This is a genomic window from Arthrobacter rhombi, from assembly GCF_039526245.1.
GTDB lineage: Bacteria > Actinomycetota > Actinomycetes > Actinomycetales > Micrococcaceae > Arthrobacter_H > Arthrobacter_H rhombi.
Map to the genome: position 1 here is coordinate 145,502 of NZ_BAAAIV010000019.1, position 25,814 is coordinate 171,315.

20 protein-coding genes are annotated in these 25,814 nt (G+C 62.6%); 9 read left to right on the forward strand and 11 right to left on the reverse strand.

Annotated features, from left to right (window positions below):
- Window positions 1-68: 68 nt before the first annotated feature.
- Entirely contained in the window at window positions 69-1,247 is a 1,179-nt protein-coding gene (locus ABD088_RS14880; protein ID WP_343902746.1) for a glutathione-independent formaldehyde dehydrogenase, read from the reverse strand.
- Between the two features lie 175 nt (window positions 1,248-1,422).
- Between ABD088_RS14880 and ABD088_RS14885 the strand changes: the two genes are divergently transcribed.
- Window positions 1,423-2,310: a LysR family transcriptional regulator gene (locus ABD088_RS14885; protein WP_343902747.1), complete on the forward strand. Its 888-nt coding sequence runs from the start codon at window positions 1,423-1,425 to the stop codon at window positions 2,308-2,310.
- 482 nt (window positions 2,311-2,792) lie between these two features.
- On the opposite strand, the gene lhgO is transcribed toward ABD088_RS14885, so the two are convergent.
- The gene (gene lhgO / locus ABD088_RS14890; RefSeq protein WP_343902748.1) at window positions 2,793-4,043 is read right to left on the reverse strand and encodes an L-2-hydroxyglutarate oxidase; all 1,251 of its coding nucleotides are present in this window, start codon (window positions 4,041-4,043) and stop codon (window positions 2,793-2,795) included.
- Between the two features lie 59 nt (window positions 4,044-4,102).
- On the opposite strand from lhgO, the gene ABD088_RS14895 reads away from it, so the two are divergent.
- Window positions 4,103-4,831, forward strand: a complete 729-nt coding sequence (locus ABD088_RS14895) for a GntR family transcriptional regulator (RefSeq protein ID WP_343902750.1) — start codon at window positions 4,103-4,105, stop codon at window positions 4,829-4,831.
- 19 nt (window positions 4,832-4,850) lie between these two features.
- Here ABD088_RS14895 and ABD088_RS14900 read toward each other — a convergent pair whose 3' ends face one another.
- Window positions 4,851-6,329: an NAD-dependent succinate-semialdehyde dehydrogenase gene (locus tag ABD088_RS14900; RefSeq protein WP_343902751.1), complete on the reverse strand. Its 1,479-nt coding sequence runs from the start codon at window positions 6,327-6,329 to the stop codon at window positions 4,851-4,853.
- Window positions 6,330-6,531: 202 nt separating this feature from the next.
- On the opposite strand from ABD088_RS14900, the gene ABD088_RS14905 reads away from it, so the two are divergent.
- A complete protein-coding gene (locus ABD088_RS14905; protein ID WP_343902752.1) occupies window positions 6,532-7,797 on the forward strand; it encodes an MFS transporter in 1,266 nt (421 codons plus the stop codon).
- A gap of 131 nt (window positions 7,798-7,928) precedes the next feature.
- Window positions 7,929-9,014, forward strand: coding sequence for a zinc-binding dehydrogenase (locus ABD088_RS14910; RefSeq protein WP_343902753.1), 1,086 nt, complete (start codon window positions 7,929-7,931; stop codon window positions 9,012-9,014).
- Between the two features lie 204 nt (window positions 9,015-9,218).
- Here the strand turns inward: ABD088_RS14910 and ABD088_RS14915 are convergent, their stop codons facing one another.
- The 7 genes from ABD088_RS14915 to ABD088_RS14945 all read right to left on the reverse strand — a co-directional run bounded on the left by ABD088_RS14915 (window position 9,219) and on the right by ABD088_RS14945 (window position 18,168).
- A complete protein-coding gene (locus ABD088_RS14915; RefSeq protein WP_343902754.1) occupies window positions 9,219-10,688 on the reverse strand; it encodes a 2-oxo acid dehydrogenase subunit E2 in 1,470 nt (489 codons plus the stop codon).
- Window positions 10,689-10,730: 42 nt separating this feature from the next.
- Window positions 10,731-11,705: an alpha-ketoacid dehydrogenase subunit beta gene (locus ABD088_RS14920; RefSeq protein WP_343902755.1), complete on the reverse strand. Its 975-nt coding sequence runs from the start codon at window positions 11,703-11,705 to the stop codon at window positions 10,731-10,733.
- Window positions 11,702-12,871 carry a pyruvate dehydrogenase (acetyl-transferring) E1 component subunit alpha gene (gene pdhA / locus ABD088_RS14925; protein WP_372710983.1) on the reverse strand — a complete coding sequence of 390 codons (1,170 nt, stop codon included), beginning with the start codon at window positions 12,869-12,871 and terminating at the stop codon, window positions 11,702-11,704. The genes ABD088_RS14920 and pdhA overlap by 4 nt, the downstream gene beginning before the upstream one ends.
- A 221-nt stretch (window positions 12,872-13,092) precedes the next feature.
- Window positions 13,093-14,265, reverse strand: a complete 1,173-nt coding sequence (locus ABD088_RS14930; RefSeq protein WP_343902756.1) for an acyl-CoA dehydrogenase family protein — start codon at window positions 14,263-14,265, stop codon at window positions 13,093-13,095.
- Entirely contained in the window at window positions 14,258-15,949 is a 1,692-nt protein-coding gene (locus ABD088_RS14935; RefSeq protein ID WP_343902757.1) for a class I adenylate-forming enzyme family protein, read from the reverse strand. The genes ABD088_RS14930 and ABD088_RS14935 overlap by 8 nt, the downstream gene beginning before the upstream one ends.
- 52 nt (window positions 15,950-16,001) lie before the next feature.
- Window positions 16,002-17,333 carry an MFS transporter gene (locus ABD088_RS14940; protein ID WP_343902759.1) on the reverse strand — a complete coding sequence of 444 codons (1,332 nt, stop codon included), beginning with the start codon at window positions 17,331-17,333 and terminating at the stop codon, window positions 16,002-16,004.
- Window positions 17,334-17,382: 49 nt separating this feature from the next.
- A complete protein-coding gene (locus tag ABD088_RS14945; protein WP_343902760.1) occupies window positions 17,383-18,168 on the reverse strand; it encodes an enoyl-CoA hydratase/isomerase family protein in 786 nt (261 codons plus the stop codon).
- A 169-nt stretch (window positions 18,169-18,337) separates the two neighbouring features.
- Between ABD088_RS14945 and ABD088_RS14950 the strand changes: the two genes are divergently transcribed.
- Together ABD088_RS14950 and ABD088_RS14955 are read left to right on the forward strand one after the other, a co-directional pair.
- Window positions 18,338-19,300, forward strand: a complete 963-nt coding sequence (locus tag ABD088_RS14950; protein WP_343902761.1) for a U32 family peptidase — start codon at window positions 18,338-18,340, stop codon at window positions 19,298-19,300.
- Window positions 19,301-19,326: 26 nt separating this feature from the next.
- Entirely contained in the window at window positions 19,327-20,496 is a 1,170-nt protein-coding gene (locus ABD088_RS14955) for an alcohol dehydrogenase catalytic domain-containing protein (RefSeq protein WP_343902762.1), read from the forward strand.
- On the opposite strand, the gene ABD088_RS14960 is transcribed toward ABD088_RS14955, so the two are convergent.
- The gene (locus ABD088_RS14960; RefSeq protein WP_343902763.1) at window positions 20,439-21,269 is read right to left on the reverse strand and encodes an IclR family transcriptional regulator; all 831 of its coding nucleotides are present in this window, start codon (window positions 21,267-21,269) and stop codon (window positions 20,439-20,441) included. The genes ABD088_RS14955 and ABD088_RS14960 overlap by 58 nt on opposite strands.
- A gap of 70 nt (window positions 21,270-21,339) precedes the next feature.
- On the opposite strand from ABD088_RS14960, the gene ABD088_RS14965 reads away from it, so the two are divergent.
- From ABD088_RS14965 to ABD088_RS14975, 3 genes are all read left to right on the forward strand, one after another.
- Window positions 21,340-22,482, forward strand: coding sequence for a hypothetical protein (locus ABD088_RS14965; RefSeq protein WP_343902764.1), 1,143 nt, complete (start codon window positions 21,340-21,342; stop codon window positions 22,480-22,482).
- A 26-nt stretch (window positions 22,483-22,508) separates the two neighbouring features.
- On the forward strand, window positions 22,509-23,708 hold the full coding sequence (locus ABD088_RS14970; protein WP_343902765.1) for a CaiB/BaiF CoA transferase family protein: 1,200 nt from the start codon (window positions 22,509-22,511) through the stop codon (window positions 23,706-23,708).
- A 147-nt stretch (window positions 23,709-23,855) separates the two neighbouring features.
- Window positions 23,856-25,442 (forward strand): aldehyde dehydrogenase (NADP(+)), encoded by a 1,587-nt coding sequence (locus ABD088_RS14975; RefSeq protein ID WP_343902766.1) that lies wholly within the window; start codon window positions 23,856-23,858, stop codon window positions 25,440-25,442.
- The last annotated feature ends 372 nt before the right edge of the window (window positions 25,443-25,814 follow it).

Consider the following 25,814-nt stretch of genomic DNA (forward strand, 5'->3'; position numbering starts at 1 on the left):
CTGCGCCCTGCGGGTGCTTGGGCAGGGCGCCGACTGTCCCTACCGGCCAGCTGTAGGGGAGGGAGGTCTCAGCGGGTCCCGGCTCCGGCCTTATGCCGGTGAGAGCCCTCCGGGTGCAGCACGACCTTGGTCCATCCGTCGTTGCGCTCATCGAAGTTCTTATAGGCGTCGGGGGCCTGGTCCAGGGCCAGGTCGTGGGAGACGATCCAGGAGGGCGTGGCCTTGCCGGCGGCGATGAGGTCCCGCAACTGGCGGTTGTACTTCTTCACCGGTGCCTGGCCGTTGCCCATGGTCTGGCCCTTGAACCAGTGCAGGCCGTAGTCGAAGGCGACCTTCCCTTGCTGGGCCATCTCGTCGGGGCCGCCGGGGTCCTGGGGCAGGAAGACGCCGACGACGCCGATGCCGCCGGTGAACCGCACCGACTGCACCAGACGGTTCAGGGTCATCACCGGATCCTCGGTCCCTTGCGGGTCGTGGGCTTGATAGCCCACGCACTCACATCCACGGTCCGCGCCGAGGCCCATCGTCTGGTCGAGCACGAACTGCACGGGATCGGTCTTGGAGTCATCGACCGCGATGGCGCCGATCTGTTCAGCCAGCCGCAGCCGGTCCGGGTGGCGGTCGACGACCATCACCTTGGCCGCCCCCTTGATCGTGGCCGACAGGGCCGCCATCAGCCCCACCGGGCCGGCGCCGTAGATCACCACGGAGTCCCCGGGGATCACCCCGGCCATCTCGGTGGCGTGGTAGCCGGTGGGAAAGATGTCGGAGAGCATGACGTAATCGTTCTCCTTCTCCTGGGCGTCCTCGCCCAGGCGAAGGCAGTTGTGGTCGCCGTACGGCACCCGCAACATTTCCGCCTGCCCGCCCGCCCACGGGCCCATCGCCGCGAAGCCATAGGCCGCGCCGGCAGCTGCCGGATCGGGCTGGGTGGTCAGGCAGTAGTTGGTGAAACCTCGCTCGCAGTTCTTGCAGAACCCGCAAGAGATGTTGAACGGCAGCACCACATGCTCGCCGACCTTGACCTTGTCGACGCCGTCACCAACCTCGATGACCTCGCCCATGTTCTCGTGCCCGAACGTGCGACCGGTCTCGAAATCGGTGCGCCCCTCATACATATGCAGGTCCGAACCGCAGATGTTGGTGGCGGTGATCCGCACCAGGACGTCGGTCGGCCGTTCGATCTTCGCGTCTGGGACGTCCTTGACGCTGACGTCGTGCGGTCCGTTGTACACAACAGCTTTCATGGTGAGCCTCCTGGAATCAGTACTGCGCCGAGGAAGGTCCGGACCGAGCGGCCCGGTCGCCGCCCGTAACCCACCGGGCTACCGAGGCGACGTATCGTCAAGTCTGGCCGTGACCGCCGCTCACGGCCAGGTCGCGATTCCTTCTGCACGTTAGCCAGGGACTAACATGGCTGGTATGGAGCTCCGACAACTCCAGTACTTCGTCGCTGTGACCGAAGAACGGCACTTCGGGCGGGCCGCCCGCAGGCTGCACATCGCCGCGCCCTCGCTGTCCCAACAGATCCAGGCCCTGGAGAGGGACCTGCACGTCACCTTGCTCGAACGCAGCCCGCGCAGCGTGACCCTCACCCCTGCCGGGGAGGTGCTGCTCGAGCACGCCCACATCTTGCTCGCTCGAGCCGAACGCGCCCGCAACGAAGTCCACTGCGCCGACGGACGCCACCGGCACCTCACCCTGCGCGTCGCGGCGGCCATGGAGCACATCCTTGACGGTCCCCTGCACCAGCTGTCGGGGCCCGGCTCCGGCCTGGAGGTCACCACCGCGACCAGCACCGACAGCGACGCGATCCGCGCGGTCCGCGAGGAACACATCGACGCCGCCATCGTGTGGGTTCGCTCCACCCAGGACCAGGACCTCGCGGGGACCGCCCTGCTCCAGGTACCGGTGCACCTCGCCCTGCCAGCCGGACACCAGCTCGCCGCCCGGCAAACGATCCCGGTCGCCGACCTAGCCGCCGAGACGATCGTGATGTTCCCCCGCGACCTCTTCCTCGGCATCTGGGACCACATCATCGGCCACCTGCTCCCCGCTGGCCAATCCCGAATCGACCAGGTGCTCACCCGACCAGACCTCATCAACGCCCCCGAAGCCATACTCCGCTCCGTCGCCGCAGGTCACGGGGTCGCTCCGATCGCCCCGGCGATGACCGGGCACCTCCCGGCCCCCGGGATCGTCATCCGGCCTCTCTCCCCGCCACTGCTGGTCCCCGTCGAACTCATCTGGCATGAACCCGCCCACCCCGCGCTTCAGGACGTCATCGCCCTGCTCGGCGGCACCGACTAGGAACCGGCTGGAGACCCTCGCCGCCGATGGAGCCAAATGCCCAGGCGGTTTTGACCGTGGGAAGCCGAGGCCAGGCAAGCCGGCCAATACCGGACGGCCGGGCTCACCTCCATCCGAGATCGGGAAGCTGCTGGGCGTCAGCAGGGCACCTGTCTACCGCTACGTTGGTCTGCTGTCTGATGAGACCAAGGCATGACGGTCCTACTTGCCGCCGTCCAGTCATTGGCCGCCGGGCCCATGTGGGAATGAAACACCCGGGTTGGCCCGCCTCCGTGAATGCCCCAAGCAATGGCTCCAACGCCAACCTTGCCGGATGAATCGACACCCATCTGCCTGATGCAATATGAGAACAACAACCGAAAGGTGTGGGGCCCGGGGTACACACCGGTGACCACGGTGGGAACGACGGGCATTGGATCAGGAAGCCGCTGAGTCCTAAAAACGGACATCAACGGCTTCCCGCACTGCGATGAACCCCTGGGCTAGCGGACGTCGCTCTTCGACGCCCCGCCTGTGAACCTTGCCATGGTTTCATCGATTTCCTGGACGAGGTGCTCGGCAATCGCCAACGCAGATGTCGCTCCGGGAGAGGGGGCATTTCTCAGCGCAGTGACGCGACCCAGTTGCTCGATGACGAAGTCATCCACCAATTGCCCGTTTTCATCCATCGCCTGCGCGCGGATCCCGCGGGTAATGGGCGTGGATCGTGCTCCGTCCAGGGCCGGGGCGTAAGCGGCGGCTCCCGCAAGGAACTTCTTGCGGGAAACTACTGCGCCAAACTCGTGAATCGCGGCTTTGATGTTCCGTGACGCAAACTTCCAGAAGGCTACGCTGAACACCACGTCGAGGCTGTCCTTGATCCCGATGCCCCAGCCGCTGTAGTTTTCTCGTCCAAACGAAAGGAACGCGTTGGGGCCCACCAGCATTTCGCCATCAACTCGCTTGGTTAGATGTACGCCTAGGAACGGGTAAGCGGGGTCAGGAACCGGGTATACGAGCCCGTTGAGGATGCTCCGGTGTTCCGGAGCGAGCATCGAGTACTGGCCAAGGAATGGAACGATCTTGGGATACGTCGCCCCTCCCGCGAGACGGGCAACCCGGTCGGTCTGAAGGCCGGCGCAGACGATGAGGTAGTCAAACCGGTGGTTCGTTACCTTCCCCTTGTGGTTGACGGCAACGGTGCACGTTTCCCCCGTATTGGAGATATCTGTGACTTCGCTGCCCAGCAGGAGCTTCCCGCCCGCGGTGGTCACGTCGTCCATCAATGCGCGCGTAACAGCTGCATAGTCGATGATTGCGGTATGCGGGGAATGCAGCGCCAAGCGTCCGGCGGCGTTGGGTTCAATTTCCCGGATCTTGTCCGGTCCGATGAGTTCGACGTCAGGTACACCGTTCGCCACGGCCTTGGCGTAGATGTCCCGGACCCTGTTCTCTTCCTCAGCGGTGAGCGCCACGACTAGCTTTCCGCATTCGTCGTAGGGAACGTTCCTGGCAACTGCGTAGTCGCGCAGTAGGTCGACGCCTCGCCTGCATAGCCGGGCTTTGAGGCTTCCGGGCTCGTAGTACAACCCGGCGTGGACAACCCCTGAATTATGGCCAGTCTGGTGGGCGGCGATTTCGCTTGCCTTCTCGATGACCGTGACCTGCGCTCCCGGGTGGCGCAGTGTCAGTTCTCTTGCCACTGCCGCACCGATGATTCCGGCTCCCACAACGCCGAACGAATATGTAGGCATTTCTACGTCTCTCCTTGTGAATTTGTCTTGGCTGTTACTTGAATCGGGATAATAGGTAAATGGAATACGTCACTCGCAGCGCAACCCTGACTGAACAAGCCGTCGATTCAATCCGCCTGGAGATCGTCAAGGGCTCTCTCATTCCCGGCCCGTTGTACACGGGATCGGAGGTCGCCCTTAAGCTGGGGGTTTCCCGCACCCCGGTCCGGGAGGCCCTCATGGAGCTTGCGCGTCGCGGCATGGTTCGCATCGAGGACAAGAAAGGGTTTCGTGTCGTCAATACGTCTGTGGAGACCCTGATCCAGGTTTTCCAGGTCCGGTTGATGCTTGAAGTACCACTGTCGCGACTGGCAACCATGCGGAAGGACCGCTCCACTTCTGCTCAATTTGAATCCTCGGTAGAACAATTTCGGGCAGCTGCCGAGTCAGGTGACCCTGAAGCGGTGCTGCGCGCGGACAGGGACTTCCACCAGACGTTGCTTGCCGGTTCGGGGAATGAAAAGGCCTTGACCATGCTTCACGAACAACGCGATTTCGTTCTCAGCACCGGCGTGGGTACCGTCCCCACCTCCCGTTCTGCCATGGAATGCTTCGATGACCATGCCGATATCATCAGTGGCTATCGAGAGGGCAATGTCCAGGCGGTTGAACGGGCGGTGTTCAGGCATATTGCGAATACGGCGCGGATTCTGAGCCGCCAGGAGACCCGGAATCGACCAGAGTTCGCCATGGCGGACATCGAACAGTCATTCGCCTGGTTGTCCGAGCCGAGCAGAGGTGCCTCCTGACCCCGGGTTCCCCTGCCGATCAGATGGTGAGGGCGATGTACTTTTCGATTTGGTATTCCTCGATGCCCGCGTGCCCGCCTTCCTTGCCAAAGCCGGAGGCCTTGATCCCACCGAACGGTGCCGCCGGATCGGCGACCACGGCGCGGTTGACGCCGACCATGCCGCTGTCGAGTCGTTCAGCGGCCTTGAGCGCCTTGCCCACCTCCCGCGTGTAGACGTAGGAAACCAGGCCGAAGGGCGTTTGGTTGGCCAGGTCAAGCGCCGCGTCATCACCTTCGACCTCGTAGATGCACGCAATAGGACCGAAAATTTCACTCGTGGCGATGGTTGAGCCCGGATCGGCATTCGCGACCACCGTGGGGTTGAAGAAGAAGCCCGACCCCTCGGCCGACTCGCCGCCGAAAATGATTTCCGCCCCGTCGGCCACCGCGTCGCTGAGAAGCTGCTGCACGCTGTTGCGTTGCTTCCGATCGACCAAGGGTCCTACATTGACCCCTTCTTCTGTACCTGGTCCCACCCGGAGTTCGGCCACCTTCGCCAAGAAGCTCTCCCGGAAGGCTGGAGCCACGGACTTTTCCACGATGATGCGGTTCGCGGCAACGCAAACCTGTCCGGCGTTGCGGAACTTCGCTACCACCGCACCTGCGGCAGCCTCTTCCACGTCGGCATCGGAAAGGACGACAAACGGGCCGTTTCCGCCCAGTTCCATGGACGCGGCCATCACGTTGTCCGCTGCCTGCTTGAGCAAGGTGACGCCAACTGCCGTCGAGCCCGTAAAGCTGACCTTCTTCAGCTCGGTGCGCGACATCAGGGCCTGCGACTGCTTGGAAGACGAACTCGTGGTGACAAGGTTGACCACGCCCTTTGGAAGCGCGGCCTCGTGTAGGACCTGCACGAACATGTGTGTCACCAGCGGGGTCAGCGCAGCCGGTTTGATGATGATCGTGCAACCGGCCGCCAGGGCAGCAGCCGCTTTGCGCGCACCCATGAAGAGCGGGAAGTTCCATGGGGTGACGAGATAGGAAGGGCCGACCGGCTGGTGGGTGGTGATGATTTTGAAGCCGCCGGTGGGTGATTCGGTGTAGGTGCCTTGCTGTTGCGTGACCAGCTCCGAGAACCACTGGAAGTAGTCCGCCGACACCTGGACTTCGCCACGCGCCTCCGTGAGCGGCTTGCCCATTTCAGCCGACATAACCCACGCAATTTCCTCCTTGCGCTCCACCAGCAGTTCGAAGACCTTGCGAAGAATATTGGAACGGTGGCGCGTCGTGGTGGTTCCCCAGGCATATTGGGCAGCAGTCGCCGCGCCCAGGGCGTCGAGGGCATCTTGCGGGCTTGCATCGGAAACGGCGGCTATCTCGGTCTCGTCTGCCGGGTTCTGCACGGAAAGGGTCTTCCCCCCCTCCGCTGCCCGCCATTGACCGTCGATGTACAGCCCCAGCGGAAGCTCTATCTCGCCATGCTTCCCGGTGATCGTTTTCCATGGAGCGTCAGTCATATGACATTTTCCTTCTATACTAGATTGCCCGTTTTCCTCGCTGGATTCAGCGATCATCTTGACATGCACGTTACATGCAAGCAAGTATAGCTGTGACTTACAGTACATCCAATGTCGCTTCCACCCACTTTGAGCGGAGTAATACATGTCCGACGTTGCGCAGACGCCTCGCCTCCCGGCGAGACGCGTAGCAGCCGCCTCGATGATCGGCACCACCATCGAATGGTACGACTACTATATTTTCGGCACTGCCGCGGTCCTTGTGCTGAATGACCAGTTCTTCCCCGAGTTGTCCCCTGCAGCCGGCACCCTTGCATCTCTTGCCACCTTTGCCGTGGCCTTTATCGCCCGTCCTTTTGGCGGCATCATCTTTGGCCACTTCGGCGACAAGGTCAGCCGCAAGACCATCCTGGTGTGGTCCCTGATGATGATGGGTGCTTCCACCTTCCTGGTTGGCTTCCTGCCCAACTACGATGCCATTGGCATCTGGGCTCCGATCCTCCTGGTCGTGCTCCGTTTCCTCCAGGGCTTGGCCGTCGGCGGGGAATGGGGCGGCGCGGTCCTCATGGCCCTGGAGCACGCGCCCAAGAACAAGAAGGCCTTCTACGCATCTTGGACCCAGTCGGGTGTTCCTGCTGCACTTGTCCTTTCCTCCGTCATCTTCCTGCTGATGCAGCAGATGGACGAGGCCTCCTTCCACGCGTGGGGATGGCGCGTGCCCTTTTGGATTTCTTCCCTCCTGATCGTCGTCGGGTTGTTCATCCGCTTGCGGATCACGGAGTCTCCTGAATTCCTCAGGATGAAGTCGCAAAAGCGCGAAGTCCGTGTTCCGCTCTTCGAGTTGCTGCGCACGGCATGGCGGCCATTGATTCTCGGCACGCTGACGTTGGCGTCACCGAACATCATCTTCTACATCTCCTCCGTCTACCTGCTCAGCTACGGTCCTGCACACGTTGGGATCAGCCGCGACTCCGTCTTCATTGCCCTGATCATCGCGGCCATCATCCAGGTCTTCACCATCCCGCTGGTCGCGATGCTCGCCGATCGAATTGGCAAGAAAACCGTCATGCTGGCCGGCGCGGCCCTGGTTGCCCTGCTGATCTACCCGGTCTTCTGGCTTGTCGATACCGGGGAAACGGTGGGTGCTCTTGCTGCGATGATCCTGGCTCTGCCCATCGCACACGCAACCGCCTATTCAGTAGTGGCCAGCTTCATCCCCGAACTTTTCCAGACCGAGGTCCGCTTCACCGGAAGCTCCCTGGCCTATCAACTCGGTGGAATCATCACCTCGGCTCCGGCTCCGTTCATCGCCGCATACCTGGTGCAAAATACCGGGTCCTCCATGGCCGTCGCCACGTATATCGCCGTTGCCGCGGCCATTGGATTCGTGGCCATTGCCCTGAGCCGGAAGGCCAAGGATCCCCGCAACCTGCTGGAAACCGGTGCCATTTCCGTCCCGGCCGATTGACGGTCGAGAAGGCGCAATCCCACAACGCTTCCCATACGGGAATCAAAATCGCTGGACCCGGGCCTTGCAGGAAGAATGATCCTGTTCAAGGCCTTCGAGATTGGAGTAGTTACATGCCCAGAGTGGCTGTGTTGAAAGAATTCAATGAAGCGGTCGAATTGCAGGAGTATGCAATGCCCTCCGCAGCGCCCGGTGGCGCGCTGGTGGATGTCGCGCTCGGCGGGATCTGCGGCACTGATGTCCACCTGCGCACCGGGCACCTTTCCGTGCCACTGCCCCTGGCCATGGGGCACGAAGGAGTCGGCCATGTCCGGGCGCTTGGCGAGGGGCTCACCACGGACGTCGAGGGCCAACCCCTCGCGGTCGGTGACCGTGTCGTATGGGCCAACAACATTCCCTGCGGCAGCTGCTACGAGTGCCTTGTGCTGAAAGAGCCCACGCTCTGCCTCAACCGCAAGATCTACGGCATCAACCGCAAGGCCTCGGACGAGCCACACCTTCAGGGTGGCTGGGCGGAAACCATATCCCTGGAAGCAGGTACCACCATCATCAAGCTGCCGGACTCCGTCAGCTTCGAGGAGGTGATCACACTGGGCTGCGCGGGTCCAACCGCGATCCACGGGGTCGTTGAAAACCTCACGATTGAACCCGGCTCAATCGTCGCGGTCCAGGGAGCCGGGCCGGTGGGCCTGGCATCAGCCATGTACGCCAAGGCCATGGGGGCCGCCCAGGTCATCCTCCTCGGCGGCCCAGCGTCGCGTATTGAAGTCGCCATGAAGATCGGTGCTGCGGATACCGCGATCGACATGGATACCTACCGGACCGCCGGAGAACGTCTTGCGGCTTTCCACCAGATCGCGGGGCAGGGCGCGGACGTGGTGATCGAATGCGCCGGCGTACCATCCGCGGTGGCCGAATCCATAGACCTGGCGCGGCCCAACGCCCAGGTACTGGTGCTCGGGCAGTACACGGACCATGGCGCGACTCCGATAAATCCCCACCTGATCACCAAGAAGCAGCTCAAGATGTTCGGATCATGGGGATTCTCGCCAGCACACTACGTCAAGTACGTGAAATCACTACCGCAGCTGGTCAAAAACCACGATTTGGCTTCCATACTCTCCGTATACGACTTGGAGAACGTGAATGAAGCACTTGCCGACGTAGCATCAGGCGCGGTTACAAAGGCCGCTCTGAGACCACAGCCAGGGAACTGAGAAGAAATCGAGTCAGGAACAGAAGGAGGGCGTTCGCATGCCTGCGTGCGAACGCCCTCCTTCCGTTCCTAGCGGATATCGTTTTGGCAGATAGGCGTAGGTGGCGGGAGCTCGTCTACCGGAAAGGTGGGGGGCTTCCGGCGTCTGCACGGCGAGCTCGGCCATGTGCCCGTCGAATATGAACGGGTGAACACCCGGCGCTCGCTAGTCGAGCAGGAGGGCCGGCTCCTCCATGATGGCGGCGACGTCGGCCATGAAACGTGCCGACAGGTCACCGTCGACGACGCGGTGGTCGAAGCTTCCGCCCAGAGTGGTGATCCACCGCGGGATGACCTCGCCGGAGACGACCCAGGGCTTTTGCCGGATGGTGCCGAACGCGACGATGGCCACCTCGCCGGGGTTGATGATCGGGGTGCCGGTGTCGATGCCGAGGGCCCCGATGTTGGTCACGGTCAGCGATCCGCCGCGCATGTCCTCCGGCGTGGTCTTGCCTTCACGGGCCGTGACGGCCAGCGAGTTCAGTGCGATGGCCAGTTCCTTCAGGCTCAGGTCCTGGGCGTCCTTGATGTTCGGGACCAGCAGGCCGCGCGGGGTGGCCGCGGCGATGCCCAGGTTCATGTAGTGCTTGACGTGGATCTCCGCGGCGCCGTCGGGCTGGTCGACCCAGCTGGCGTTGACGCTGGGGTTCCGGGCGGCGGCCCAGATGACTGCCTTGGCCAGGATCAGCAGCGGTGAGACCTTGATGCCCTCGAAGTCACGGGATTTCTTGAGTCGTTGGGTGAACTCCATGGTCCGGGAGGCATCGACGTCGACGAAGATGCTCACATGAGGGGCGCTGAAGGCGGACTCGACCATGGCCTTGGCGGTGGCCTTGCGCACGCCACGGACGGGTTCGCGGGTGACCCGGTCCTCGTCGACGGTTCCCGGCATCCAGAATGTCGGGGCCTGGTCCTGTTCGGCCTCGCGTTGGGCCCGGTAGGAGATGAGGTCCTCCCGGGTGATCTCTCCCCGCCCGCCGGTGCCGCGGACCTTGGAGAGGTCAATGCCCAACTCCTTGGCGATCTTGCGGACCGGCGGCTTGGCAAGCACACGGTCGAGCAGCTGGGACACAGACTGGCGGGCGGCGACCGCGCGTGCCCCGGCGCTGATGCCTGTGCTGCCCGGTGCCGTGGTTGCCTGGGGCACCGCGGCCGGCGTTCCGGTCGAGGGTATGCGGGGAGCCGCAGACACCGGGGGAACGGCGGGGGCTGGAGCCGGGGTGCCGCGGTGGGTGCGCGGCCGACGTCGTACGGGGTCCGCCTTCGGCCCGGAGCCGACCAAGGGACCCGGGGCCTTCTCCTCGGAAGGGGCGGCTGCCACTGCCGGCGGCTCGACGACCGGATCGGCAGCGACCGGCGCGGACTCGGTGCCGGACTCCTGGGGAGCCGGGACCTCCTGTCCGGTTTCGTCGACGGAGAAGAGCGGCTGGCCGACCTCTACGGTCTGGCCTTCGGCCGCATGCAGCTCGGTCACCACGCCGGCGTACGGGCTGGGCAGCTCGACGAGGGACTTGGCCGTTTCGATTTCCACGAAGACCTGGTTGATCTCCACGGTGTCGCCGGGCTGGACCTTCCAGGAGGCGATGTCGGCCTCGGTCAGGCCTTCGCCGACGTCCGGCAGTTTGAAGGTACTCATGGATGGCTCCTTGGGCGCGTGCTGTTCGGGGTGCCGGTTGGCTTAGTACTCGAAGGAACGGTCCAGCGCTTCGAGCAACTTGTCGATGTCCGGCAGGTACTGATCCTCGACCTTGGCCACGGGGTAGGGCATGTGGAATCCACCGACCCGGATCACTGGCGCCTCGAGTGAGAGGAAGGCCCGCTCGGAGACGCGGGCGGCAATTTCGCCACCGATCCCCCCGAAGGTGGGGGCCTCATGGGTCACGATGAGTCGGCCGGTCTTCTGCACCGAGGTGATCACCGTGTCGAAATCGATGGGGCTGATCGATCGCAGGTCGATGACCTCGATGCTGCGTCCGTCCTCGGTCGCTGCCTCGGCAGCTGCTAACGCCACCGGGACGAGCGGCCCATAGGTGACGATCGTGGCGTCGGCACCCTCGCGGATGACCTGCGCGCTGAAGGCGTCCTGCGCCGGCGTCTCGGTGTCGACCTCTCCCTTGAGCCAATAGCGGCGCTTGGGTTCGAAGAAGATCACCGGGTCCTGGCAGGCGGCGGCCTGCTGGATCATCCAGTACGCGTCGTTGGGATTGGACGGGGTGATGATGCGCAGGCCGGGGGTGTGCGCGAAGAGCGCCTCGGGCGACTCCGAATGGTGCTCGATGGAGCCGATGCCCCCGCCATAGGGGATGCGCACGACGACAGGTGCACCGAACCGACCCTCGGAGCGGGCCCTCATCTTGGCCAGCTGGGTGGTGATCTGGTTGAACCCCGGGAAGACGAAGCCGTCGAACTGGATCTCGGCGATCGGGGCGTAGCCACGCAGGCTCATGCCGATCGAGGCGCCGATGATGCCGGATTCGGCCAGCGGCGAGTCGACGACCCGATCGGTTCCGAAATCTGCCATCAGGCCCTCGGTGACACGGTAGACGCCGCCGAGTCGGCCGATGTCCTCGCCGATCAGCAGTGACTTCGGGTTGCCGTCCAGCACGCGACGAAGGCCAGCGGAGAGGGCCTTGGCCATGGTCATCGTGGTCATCGGGCTTCTCCCTGCGCGTCGGCTGCGGAGAGGTCGGCGTCGGCGAACCCGGCCTCATAGCGGCGGTGGAACTCCAGCTCTTCGCGTATCAGGGGGTGGGCTTCTGCATAGACGTTGGCGAAGGAGTCGGCCAGGGTCGGTGCCGGGAAGGCCAGCGCTTCGCGGCGGACCCGGGCGGCCATCTCGTCGCCGTCGACGGCGAGTTGGGCAAAGAAGTCGTCATCGACCAGGTCCTGGGCGCGCAGGTACTTTTCCAAGCGGGTCAGGGGGTCCTTCGGCCCCCAGGTCTCCTCCTCGACCGCCGTGCGGTACTTGGTGGGGTCATCGGCCGTCGTATGTGCGCCGACCCGGTAGGTCTCGGCCTCAATGAGCACCGGCCCGCGGCCGGATCTGGCGTGCTCAAGGGCCCACCGGGTGACGGCATGCACGGCCAAGACGTCATTGCCATCCACCCGGATGCCCGGGAACCCGTACCCGGCGGCACGCTGCACGAGAGGCACGCGGGACTGGACCTCGAACGGCACCGAGATGGCCCACTGGTTGTTCTGGCAGAAAAAGACCACCGGCGCCTGGTTGCTCGCGGCGAAGACCATGGATTCATGGGTGTCGCCCTCGGATGATGAGCCGTCGCCGAAGTAGGCGACCACTGCGGTACCTTCTGCGGCGAGCCGTTCGGCATCCCAGCCCGCCTGATCGCGCTGGATACCCATGGCGTATCCGGCGGCGTGCGGCATCTGGGCGGCGAGCACCAATGTATAGAGGTGGAAGTTCTTCTCCCGGGGATCCCACCCACCGTTGGAGAGGCCGCGGAACATGCGCAGCATCTGCGGGAAGTCCACGTCACGGGTCAGCGCCACGCCGTGCTCGCGGTAGGTGGGGAAGATGTAATCACGCGCCTCGGTCGCCCGGCCCGAGCCGATCTGGGCGGCTTCCTGCCCCCGCAATGGCGCCCAGAGGGCCAGCTGGCCCTGGCGCTGCAACGCCGTGGCCTCCTCATCGAAGCGCCGGGTCAATGCCATGTCACGGTACAAGCTGCGCAACATTTTGGCGTCGACATCACGCACATATGGCGAGTACATCGGGTCCGCACGCACGGTTCCATCGGGTCTCAACAGCTGTACTTGGCCAGGGCCCTCATCCAGGGCGCCCTGCTCGGGTGGGGTCAATGAAACTTTCCTTCTTGTTGGGGTGCATCCCCAGGGCTGTACTACCACCCGTACATTGGGCTTCACTGGAGACGGATCATCTTGTCGCGCCCGTGGGGTTGGCCAAGGATTGGAATTGCGGGGCTCGTGATGATCACGGGCCCACGCGTGGTTGATTTACAGGCGCGGAGAACGCACCGAAACCGAGAATCGAATGGTTCCGGTGCGTTGTCGCGGCGCCGCTATACCAAGGTGTCGACGAAGTTCTTTCCCGAGTGCTTCTCGTATGCGCCGACCAATCGGCGGCCGATCATGGTCTCATGGATTTCACTTGTTCCGTCGAAGATCTGGGTGGCTTTCGAGTCCCGGTGAAGCCGTTCCACGCGCGCATGGAAGGTCAGGCCGGAAGCACCGAAAATCTGCATGGCGTGGTCCGTATGCAGTCGTGCCAGGTCGGACGCCGTCACTTTGGCCACGGAAATGAGGTCCTGGTCTCCGCCAGGCTTGTCCATGTAGGTCTGGCATGCCTTGAGTGCCAGTTCGCGTGCGGTGTGGTAGCCCGCCCGCATGCGTCCAAGTTTAATTTGGATGCTGGGCAGGTCGCCAATCCTCTTTCCGAAGGCCTTGCGGGTGGCGGCGCGCTCAACGCTTTCCTCCAGGGCGCCTCGCAAGAGGCCGCAGGCGTAACCGGCAGCATCGATGCGGGCCATGTTCAGACCGTCCATCATCCCGGCGAAGCCATCAACCTGCAGTGCCTGGTTGGCTGGAACGACCACGTCGTCGAAGAAAAGTTCTCCGTTGGGCAGACCGCGGAAACCGGAAAGCCGTGGCCCCCATGCCCCTCGGGCGCCGGGGCTTTCCATGTCGACGACCAGGGCCAGGGTCGGTGCGTTACGGTCATCGGACCCCTCCTTGCAGAGGACGATGGCATAGGAAGCATAGGGGGCGAACCCGACCCAGCACTTCTGGCCATTGAGAACATAGTTATCTCCGTCTCGCACGGCAACAGATCTCATTCCACGCAGGTCCGTGCCTGCTTCTGGCTCCGTCAGTGCGAAGGCGCCGTACGTCCGCCCCTCTGCGGTGCTGCGCAACCAACGGTTCTTGACTTCTTCTCCTGCGTAACGGGCAATCAGATATGCCACCAGCCGGATTACACCCACCTCCATGGCGAGTGGAGCGCAGACTGCGGCGAGGCGTTCGCTGATGTCGTGTGCAAGGGGCATGGATGAAAGATCCAGGTTCAGCGAATCGTCGAAGAACATGCTCGTCAGGCCGAGGCGTGCCGCCTCATCCAGCAGTTCCTTGTCGAATTCCCCGGTGCGGTCCATCTGCTCGCCGCGTTCGCGGGCCATGCGCTCGATAAAGTCATCGACGACTTCGAGGCTTGGACGCGTGATCGTCACGTTATTCATGTTTCCTTCTTTCATGATTGCCGGTTAGGGGATCATCTTCTTTGGGAGGGGAAGTGGAGCGGAAGGTCGCCTCCCAGTAGGGTTCGAGCTGTGCCGCAAGTTTCCGTGAGAGGACACCGCGTCGTATCTTGCCAACGGCTGTCAGCGGAAAGTCGTCTCCGAACAGCACCACCTTGGGACGGTGTTCGAAGTCGAGCCGATCGGCGCACCACTGGAGGATTTCTTCCTCCGTCACGGCGGATTGTGCTACCACGAAGACAGCGATTTCTTCTCCATACCACCTGTTCGGAAAGCCGATGACTCCGGCTCGTTCCACAGCCGGGTGGGAGGCCACAACGTCGTCGATCAACTGCGGCAGGATCGTGGATCCAGATCGGCGGATGACCTCGCGCAGGCGCCCCTCGAGGAAGAACCACCGTTCAGCTGCATCATCGGAAACCCAGTACCCACGGTCGCCGGTATGGAACCAACCCTCTGCAAACGCTTCCGCTGTGGCTTCGGCGTTTTTCGCGTATCCGTCCATAAGCATCGCGCCCCGGGCGACGATCTCCCCGCGTTCGCCTTCCGCGCATGGGTTGCCGGACGCGTCGATGACTTCGACCATCCCGTGTGGAACGGGAACACCAATCGATGGCCGGAAATCGGAGGGAGTTCCCCCGGCGGGCCTCTTGGGGGTCGTTGTCAGTACGGCGGTGGTCTCCGAGAGTCCGTAGAGCTGGCGAACCGGGATGCCGAACAGGTCCTCGAATTCCTCGGCGGCTGCCGCTCGAAGAGGGCCGCTCCCTGAGAACACCTCCGCCAGGTGGAGAGGGCAGGGCATTTCCCTCACCCGGCCATTGTCGGAAAGCAGATATTCGAGAATGGTGGGAACGAGGCTGCAAGTCGTAGCCCTGAGGCGTGCCGCCGTGGCCCAGAAGCTTCCACGGCGGAACCGGTCCAGGAGAACGCTTGATGCCCCGATGTACCAGGGCAGAAATGAACTGATTATGAGGCCGTTGGCATGCGATATAGGCAGGACGGTAAGTGCTCGCGTCCGAGGGGTCCACCCAAAGGCCTGGTGCATCGCGTCACTGTTCGTCAGCAGCGCGCGCATCGAAATGAGGATCGGTTTCGGCGGGCCACTCGTTCCGCTCGTGTGCATGCGCAGGGCGGGGACGTCCAGACTGGTCGCTTCAACGTAGGACCGGCTGGACTGAAGGCGACGCAGGCGCGCATAGTCTGGCATCTTGACGGCGCGACCAGGTAGGGATGTATGCCCCGTTCCGACGTGGACGATCCACAGATTGTCGATGTCCTGACTGATGCGCTGGTGGTGTTCCGGTGTGTCCCGCGGGTCGAGCGGCATGAAGCAAGCCCCGAGAGACCATGCGGCGAAAGCGGTCAGGAGGGTCTCAGGACGATTGGCGGCAAGCATGGTCACGGTCGATCCTTGGCGAACGCCGGCTTCGGCAAGCAGCGAGGCGGAGGTGACAACATCTCCGGCCCACTCGCGGTGGTTCCACCGACATTCTTCGCCACGGCTCTCGTCGTACCAAAGGAGGCACTCCTCGACTGATGTCGAGCGCTCGTCCAGGAGGCGGTGGAAATTGACCCAGCTGGGCGTGTAGTCGTCGACTTCGGCACGCGCCATCCCGCTGCCACAAACAGGCCCGGGCGTTTCGCTGGGGTCTTCGTACCGCGTCATTGCGTTGCTCCCTTTGTCCATGTAGGGGGTCTCAGCCGAACGAGTGATTTCATTAGTCCCCCACATGCACATGTCCTTGTTTCTTGGCGATCCAGTAGACCACGATGCTGAGGACGGCAACGATGGAACCGTATATGGGGAAGACCCACGTTAGGTCGGCCTCCCGCAGCCAGACAAGTAGATAGGAGGAAGTCCCGCCAAAGATGGAGACGCCCAGGGCATACCCGATAGAAACTCCGGTTGTCCGCACGCTCTTTGGCATGAGGGTTACTGCGATGTAGTTGTAAAGGCTCATGTTGAACCCGACGATGATGCCCCCCAGGACCATGACCAAGGCGAACATCGCCAGGCTCTGTTCCCTGTAGAGCAGCATTGTGAAGAAACCAGGGATGAGCAGAGCCCGGAAGATCGTGAAGGCACGCGATGGACGGACCCTGTCGGCCAATGCCCCGATCAGGGGGCCGGACACGATCCAGATGACGCCCATCGCAGTGGTGATTCCGAACACCCACGTGCTGTTCTCCTCGTAGACCCCGTTCGCCATACTCGGTAAGCCGGTGATCCATGCGTAGTTTGCGATCTGCACGGAGCCGATGACGAGAATCACCGCGAGCAGGGCAAGCCGGACCTTCCAAAGTGCCTTCCAGACCCCTCCGGTAGTTTCCTGAATGACGTCGAGTTCGTCCTCCTTTTTGTGCATGGCCGACTCGATCAGAGTTTCTGGAAGGGCCGATCGAAGGTAGATGACCAATAGGCCCAGGACGCCGCCAAAGGCGAAGGGAATGCGCCAAGCCCACTCACCCATTGTTCCGGCGGGAACGGATGCGCTGACGAGGAAGGCGAATAGGCTGGCTCCAAAGATGCCGATCTGGATGAACGTTCCGCTGATCAGGCCCAGATATTTGCCGCGTTCGTGGGGTTCGGCGAGTTCGATGGCAATCGCGTTGGCCACGCCTGCTTCTGCGCCGGTTGCCAGGCCTTGGAGGAGGCGTAGCACCAACAAGATGACCCCGGCCGCTACGCCCAGCGTTTCGTGGGTAGGCATCAAGGCGATGATGAATGAGGTGGCAGCCATGGCGGTGACCGAAGTCATCATGACCTTCTTGTGACTGATCCGGTCGGCAATCGGCCCGAGGATGGCTGCTCCCAGTGGTCGGGCGAAGAACCCGGCCCCGAAAACCGCGAGAGCGGCCAGAACCGATGTCACCGGGTTTTCCGACGGGAAGAAGTGGGGGGCCAGAAAGGCTGCCATGAGGCCGTAGACATTCCAGTCAAACCATTCAAGGGCGACGCCGCCCCCGAGTCCTGCGGTCATGCGCTTGGTTCGCTTGGGACTAGTGCCTGCGGATGGATTTGGCGGGTCTATGCCGACTTTGGTCTCCATGGAAGGGCCTCCTACTTGAAGTGATTCTAGGGTGCGGGAACGGCTGGTATCAGCGTCCCCGGAAGTGCGGCTCTCCGGGGGACTTGCTGCGAAAGTGGGTCATGCCTGTGGAGCGGTCCTCGCTGGCGAAGACGGTGTCGAATTCGTCGCGCTCGATGGCGAGACCATCCGCGAGAGTTGCTTCGAAACCATGGTCGATGGCCCGTTTGGCTGCAGCGAGGGCCACCCTGGGGCCCGTTTCGAATTGGGCAGCCCAGTCGATAGCCGCCGGAAGAACCGCGGCGTTGTCCAGCACGCGGTCGGCAAGGCCGATGTCCAGGGCTTCTTCCGCGGCTACGTGGCGTCCGGTTAGGATCAACTCCTTTGCGCGGGCCCGCCCCACCAGGCGCGGGAGGCGCTGCGTGCCTCCGCACCCCGGGATGACCCCGAGCTTGATCTCTGGTTGTCCCATCACCGCGTCGTCCGCGATCATGCGCAGGTCTGCGCAGAGCGCTAATTCACAACCGCCCCCCAGCGCGTAACCCGTGATCGCAGCAACGGTGGGCACGTCGAGGCCGGCAATTTCATCGAACCCATGCTGCAACCGCCGTGGGCGGGTACTTAGGTCCGCGACTGCCAGCGTGGACATCTCTGCGATATCTGCCCCGGCAGCGAAGCAATTGGGCCCCCCGTGGATGACGACTGAAGTTATCGACTCGTTGCGTGAAATCTCTTCCGCTGCTGCGGCGAGCTCGTCCTGCATCCTCAAGTTGAGGATGTTGAGCGGCGGGCGGTCGAGGGTGATGATCGCAACACCTCCGCGCTGCTCGATCCGTAGGTACTTCAGGGCGTCCACAAAAACCTCTTACGTTTAATATTTCAGACGAGATCCGACATGTGAGCCATACTCGCACGTGCTCCAGGTCACGTCAAATTCTTGTCGCGTGGTTGACCGGGGCACTCTTTAGTGGAATTCTGTACGTCATTACAGACAACGTCTGAAATATAAAACAAAAGGAGTCGTTTTGAAGCCTGCCAAAGGCGTATTGCCGTTCATCCCTGGTGCCGCAGCCCTGCGGCAGCTTGGCTATGAGACGAGCGCCTTCGCCCCGCCCTCTTCGACCTCCTCATTCCCCGATGGCGGATTGTGGCGGGTGGAGATCCCTAGTGTCGAGGGGCCAAAGGCCCTGGAGGCCGTTCTCGAGGAGTCCGAGTCACTTGAGGTGCCAATCCACCGCGTTTCGCAGGGCTCAGGCGTCACCATGCTGACGGACGTGGAGATCAGGGACATGGTCCTCATGTGCGAGGAGCGGGGGATCGAACTCTGTCTGTTCGCCCGCCCTGGGGCCAACTGGGACATCGGTGCCGCGCGCGATGCCGCAGGCGGCCTGTCCGGCAGGGCCAGGGGGCTGTCTCAGCTCAGCGCCGCCATCGCGGAGATCCAGAGAGCCTCGGACCTCGGCGTCAAGAGCTTGTTGGTCTCCGACGAGGGCCTGCTCGTAAGTGCCCATCAACTTCGCGTCTCCGGACTCCTGCCACCTGGGATCCAATTCAAGACCTCGGTTATGGCAGCGCCCCTGAATCCCGCAGCAGTTGTCGTACATGGCCTGCTCGGCGCTGATACCGTCAACGTTCCCTCGGACATGTCTCTGCAGCAGCTGCGCGAGATTCGCGAGGCCTGCGATACGACACTCGATTTCTACATCGAGGCTCCCGACAACATCGGCGGGTTCGTCAGGCATCACGAAATCTACGAGATCATCCGCGTCGCGTCGCCCGTCTACGTCAAATTCGGCCTCCGCAATGCGCCGGACGTGTACCCGTCCGGGGTGCACCTGCAGTCGTTGGTCGTGGAAACATGCCGTGAACGGGTTCGACGGGCGCGGCTGGGCTTGGACCTGCTCGATCGGGCGCCGTTCCAGTTGCCCATGTCGCCCCAGGGAAGCCGGCTCCAGCACCAGCCGCGCCGACTGAAACTCGAAGACTAAACAACCACCAACGAAGGAGACCAAATATGAAGGCAGCTATTTTACGGCGGGCCGGAGATCCCTTGTCCCTGGAAGAAGTGCAATTGGCGGAACCGAAAGCCGGCGAGGTCCGCGTCAGGGTAGAGGCCGCCGGCGTCTGCCACAGCGACCTGCACTACATGAACGGGGACTTGCACGCGCACCTGCCAGCGGTGCTGGGCCACGAGGGCGTCGGCATCATCGACGCCGTCGGAGCATCGGTCACGCGGGTGAACCCCGGGGACCGGGTGGTTATGACCTGGCGTCCCCGGTGTGGGGAATGTGAATTCTGCACCAGCGGACGGCCAGGGCTTTGCGTCCTCGGTGCGGTGCAGGGTTCGACTGGAGGACTCCCTGATGGCAGCAGCCGTATCAGCCAGGACGGGAAGACGGTGCACCACTTGATGGGGGTGTCCTGTTTCGCGGAAGCCTGCGTGGTGTCCGAGCGATCGGTGGTCAAGATCCCCGCCGATGTTCCTGCGAACGTGGCTGCCATCGCCGGTTGCGCCGTCATCACCGGCGTCGGCTCGGTGTTGAACCACATGTCCGGTTCGACCGGGCAGTCTGTTCTGGTCGTCGGCGCAGGGGGAGTCGGGCTTAGCGCCATCATGGGGTTGAACCTGGTGGGGGCTGGCCCGATCATCGTTGCAGACACCGTGGAGGCCCGATTGGACCTGGCCCTCGAGCTGGGCGCCACCCACGCCGTCAATGTCAGCCAGCAGGATCTCTCCGACGTCCTCGACGACGTCGCCCCCGGGGGCGTCAAATGGGCTCTGGATGCCGTGGGCTCGTCAACGACAATGGAGCAGGCCTTCGGCTCGCTCGGCACCGGCGGCACGCTCGTTGCGGTGGGACTTGGCAGGGTGGAAGAAACTTTCGCGGTCCCGATCAATCTACTGGTCCAGCGGGAAAGGCGTGTGGTCGGAAGCCTGTACGGGTCCTCGAACCCACCTGTTCAGCTGCCGCAGATCCTGGAGCTCTACCGATCTGGAAAGCTCCCGCTCGAGCGGCTGGTGGGGAGGGTCTACGCCCTCGATGAGGTCAACGAAGCCTACCGGGACCTCGTTCGGAGCGCCGTGGGACGCTCCGTTATCGACGTTGGCGGATCCGCGCGCACACCCTACGCACCCAGTGCACGGGAGAGCCGTCTCGCTCCAGTGGATGCAAGGTCGATGTAGTGAGCCTTGCCCTCCTCGCTCCAACGTATGTTGGGCACGGAAATGCTCATGGCGGCAAGGCAGTTGCCGTGGGAGTCCCGGACAGGTGCGGCCACACAGGTCACATCGTCGTTGGACTCGCTGTGCTCCTCCGCCCAGTCACGCGAGCGTATAAGGGCCAGTTCGTTGCGGAGCCGCGCGGTGCTGTCGATGCTATGTTCGGTCATGCGTATCAGCGAAGCGTCGTCCGGAAAGAGCGAGGAGAGTTCTTCATCCGCCAGCGTTGCCAGCAGCATCTTGCCGCCGGCCGTGCAATGAGCCGGCAGGCGGCTGCCCACCTGCGAAACCAGCCGAACGGAGTGCGTGCTGTCAATACGCACAACGTATACCGCGTATTGGCCATCACGCACGACGACCTGAACGGTTTCGTCGCATTCCGAGGCCACGTTGGCTGCAATGTCGCGTCCAAGTTCGGCGAGGTCGAGCTCCCGCTCGTAAGCGCCACCCAGCTGGAATGGTTTAACCCCCAGGGCAAAGCGCGCTCCCTCCTCGCCAAGCGGCCGGAGGTAACCGCGTTCCACGAGGGTGCCGACCAGTTCGTGGACGCTGGCCCGTGGCAGCCCCAATCTCCTGGTGATTTCCGGGATCTTGAGCCCGTCGTTCGGCTCCAGGAACAATTCCAATATGTCGAGCCCGCGCCTCAGCGCGGGGGAGGTCTGCCGGTGGGTGGGTTTTCGGGGCGCATCGCCGGAGGGGATGGACTGCAGGGCGTCGACACTTGTATTGTTGGACATACTAGACATTGTTCAATATTTCAGACACATTTTCAATATTTGAATCCAGAGGTACCCAGGAGGGACAACTTTGATCATCGATGCACAAAAGCGGATGCTAGCGCGCATTTCATCGACCAGGGAGAGCATATCCGGTGGACTGCCGCATTGGGCAAGGCCCGAGACGGGCGAATGGGTGTTGACGCCGGACGGTGATTGGACTGGAGGTGCATATGTAGGGGAGCTGTGGCTTGCAGCACTTGCCGACCCGGCCCGATTTACGCCGGATCAGGCGTACAAGGCCCTTTCGGTGATGTTGCCCAGGATCGAAAAGCGCACGGCATTCAAAGGATTCGGATTCTACTTCGGGGCAGCAGTCGGCGCCGAGCTGTTCGACCACGAGCCTGCTCGCCGTGCGGCGTTGAGTGCTGCCAAGTCCTTGGCGGGTATGTTCGACGAGCGACTTGGGTTGATTCCCCTGGGCGAAGACGCCGAGGAGGCCGCGAGTGTAGGACAGGCCGAAAGCAGCATTGACTCGCTTCAAGCCACCGCCCTATTGTTCTGGGCTGCTGAGAATCTCCAGGACGAGACCATGGAACGCATCGCCTCGGCCCATCTGCGCCGTGTTTTGGAAATCCATGTAAGGGACGACGACTCAGTTATCCAGTCATCGACCCTGGACCCAGAGACCGGTCGTGTGCTGAGAACTCATACACACAAGGGCTACAACGACACCAGCACCTGGGGCAGGGCCCAGGGATGGGCAATGCTATATAGCGCCCATGCGGCAATGGTCCGCCCGCAGCAGCCGGAGTGGCGCGACTTCGCCAAGCGCACGATCGACTGGTGGATCGAGCATGTCCCGTCGGATCTGGTGTCCTATTGGGATTTCGATGACCCAAAGATTCCCGCCGCAAGCCGGGATACCGCAGCCACCTCAATGGCCGCGGCCGCCTGCCTGCGCTTGGCACATGCGTTGGGCGCGGAGGAAGGGAAGGTGTATCGGGAATTCGCCGAGCGCACCGTCAAGGCATTGAGCTCTGGTTTCCTAACACCGACGAGCGAAGGGGACCGTAGGCCCCAGGGGATCCTGGCGGGTGGTTGTTTTACGCAGCGCGCGACGGTCAGGAGCAGTGACGCCGGCGCCGAAGACGTTGAACTCATTTTTGGCAGCTATTTCTTGTTTGAGAGCCTTGCCGTCCTGGCGGGGACACTTTCCCCGGGCCGGGTCTGAAAACCATAGATAACGGAGTATGCACCATGAGTACCAGCCAGCGTTTGCCGTTGAAAGGTGTGCGAGTCATTGACTTCAGCCAGGTCCAATTCGGCCCAATGGCAACCCAAATTCTCGCCGATTTCGGGGCGGAAGTCATCAAAGTTGAACGTCCTGCAGTCGGGGACATCAGCCGCTCGATCGATGTGAAATCTGAGGGCATCGAGGACAGCGCCATGTTCCTGGCCTTGAATCGAAACAAGCGATCCATTTCGCTCGATATGAAGGAGCCTGGTGCCCTTCCCATTGTCCACAGAATGCTCGAGGGCGCGGACGTCATTGTTTCGAACTACCGCGCCGGCGTGGCCGAACGGATGGGGCTTGGCTTCGAGGAGCTGCACAAGAAGTTCCCCCGGCTGATCTACGCCTCTGGAACGGGCTTCGGCGAGGATGGCCCGCTGACAGAGCTCGGAGGACAGGACATGGCCCTGCAAGCATTCTCCGGGGCGACTTGGCACAATCGGGCGACGGACGGGAGGCCGGCCATATATCCCATTCCGTTCATAGATTTCGGTGCCGGCATGGCGCTGGTGCAAGGAATCCTGCTTGCCCTGATCGAGCGAGGCGTGTCCGGGCAGGGACAGCGGGTCGATGTATCCCTGCTTGACACGGCCATGTTCGAGCAAATGCAGGAATACACAGCCTGGATGATGCGCCGTTTCGAGGTCCACTGGGAACGGGACAACCTTGTAGGTTCCTTCAAGACTTCCGATGGCTGGGTCACCATCGTCGGTCTTTTCCGCCCCGATCCGCTCCGGGCCATCTGCACTGCTCTGGGGACCGAGGACCTAACAGCACGCAATGAGTTCTCGACAGCGGAGCTCCAACAGGAGAACCGCGAGCAGTTGTGGCACATCCTCGACGAGAAGATCAGTGAATTCAGCACGGAAGAGGCCATCCAACGTTTGGGGAAGTCGGGAGTAATTTGCGGTCCCGTCCAGGACTTCGACCAGGTTCTTCAAAACCCCCAGGTCCTTCACAATGACATCGTCCGTAGCCTTCCGCACGCCACGCTAGGGGAGGTGAGGGTCATCGACAACCCGATCCGCCTCTCGGGAGTGCGCAAAGATACTTATCAAGCGGCACCACTACTTGGAGAGCACACCGAGGAAGTGCTAGGCGAATTCGGTTACTCTCCGGACGAAATCACCGCCTTTGTCAGCAACGGAGTAGCCGTACAGGCGTAGCGGCAGTTCCCCGGTGGCCAGGCTGGAAGCCATAGCCAACCAGCCATCCAGAGGTACGAATCGTCCGAGTTCACCGTGCCCGAAAGCCTACATTGGCATTTCACATCCATCTCCCGAGAAAAAGCATATCTAGAGGGGAATCAGACAATGACCACGAGCCCAACTTCCACAGCACAAGCTGCGGTTACGACAGCGGAGCAGATCCGTGCCCTCAATCCAGCCACAGGCGAAACCGTGGAACCTGCTTTCGCGGTCGCCAGCGTGCAAGAGGCAGATGCGGCCGCCGATGCTGCCGCAAAAGCGTTCCACCTTTACCGAGAAACACCACCCGAGCGGCGTGCGCTATTCCTGGAGCTGATCGCACGACGCCTCGAGGAACGGCGGACCGCCATCGTCGACCGCGCCCAGTTGGAAACGGGGCTCTCGGAGCCCAGGCTGCAAGGTGAACTCGACCGTACGGCGGGCCAGCTGCGCCTGTTCGCGCGAGAACTTCGTCTCGGTACGCACCAGGACATCCGCATCGACAACGCTCTGCCTGATCGGCGGCCGGTGCCCTCTCCGGATATCCGACAACGCCACATCGCACTGGGGCCGGTGGTGGTCTTTGGGGCCAGCAATTTTCCGCTTGCGTTCTCAACTGCCGGCGGTGACACGGCCTCGGCTCTTGCCGCGGGATGTCCCGTCGTCGTGAAGGCCCATAACTCACACCCGGGGACAGCTGCACTGGTGGGACAGATAGTTTCGGACGCCGTCGTGGAAGCCGGATTGCCCGAGGGAACCTTTTCGCAGGTCTTCGGCGATGGACATACCATCGGCCAACGCCTTGCCGCGCACCCGCGCATCAAGGCCATCGGCTTTACCGGCTCACGAAAAGCGGGGATCGCTCTGATGGAGACGGCAGCCCGTCGACATGAACCCATTCCTGTCTACGCCGAGATGTCCAGCATCAACCCGGTGGTTATCATGCCAAGGGCCGCCGCCGAGGGCCCGGAGGCCTTGGCCGCCGGTTTTGCGGCCTCCCTGACACTCGGTGCCGGGCAGTTCTGCACCAACCCCGGCCTCGTCTTTTTGCCGGATGCTGATAGGAAGTTCACGGAAACCGCGATCCGTGCCATCCAGCAGACAACCGGACAGACGATGTTGAACCCTGGAATCAGTCGCGCCTATGGCGACGGGGTAGCCCGCCTGAAATCGGCCCAGAACATCGTGACGTTGGCCGAGGGATCTGCAGGTGACGCGGAGAACGCTCCGGCCCCGATCCTCTTCGAAACCACTGCGAACCACTTCCTTGGGACCGCTGAAGGGCTCCAGGAAGAAGTCTTCGGATCAGCGGCACTTCTGGTTCGCTATAGGGACCATGCCGAGCTCCTCGCTCTCGTGCAGGGCCTGCAAGGGCAGCTCACAGCCACCGTCCACGGGGAAGAAGGTGATGAAGAAGCAATCCGTTCGATAATCCCCGAACTTGAAGACAGGGTCGGCAGAATCCTCTTCAATGGATGGCCCACGGGGGTGGAGGTAAACAGCTCCATGGTCCACGGTGGGCCCTACCCCGCGACTTCAGATTCCCGTACCACCTCGGTAGGGTCCGCGGCCATCAACCGTTTCCAACGACCTGTGAGCTATCAGGACGTACCTGCCACGCTGTTGCCGGCTTCTCTCCAAGATGGCAATCCATGGAATCTCCCGCGGAGGGTCGATGGAGGAGTGCAAAACCCTGCCGGCCCCAAGGGCTGACGTGAGAAAGCTGGATACATGAACACGCATTTGCCCAATCGCCCAATAGCCCAGCAGCATAAGACGGCTCCGCGGATTTCAGCTTCGACTGAGATAACAGGCCCTTGCCGGGGGGACATCGCCGATCCGGACTGCCCATATTGCAATGGTCCCGAAACCGACTGATTGCCTTTCAGATTCTGGTGCCGAGACACCGCGGCCTCTATCGGAGGCCGCGGTGTCCGCCGTTGCGCAGTCCATCAAATCCGTAAGATCTGGATAAACCGCCGGTCTCGCAGATCCTGTTGCGGCAACGACGACGTCCATCTTTGTCCGGAGCTTCCCAACCGGGAGTTCTCAAAGCACCCTGCCGAAGGTTCGGGCCGGCAGGCC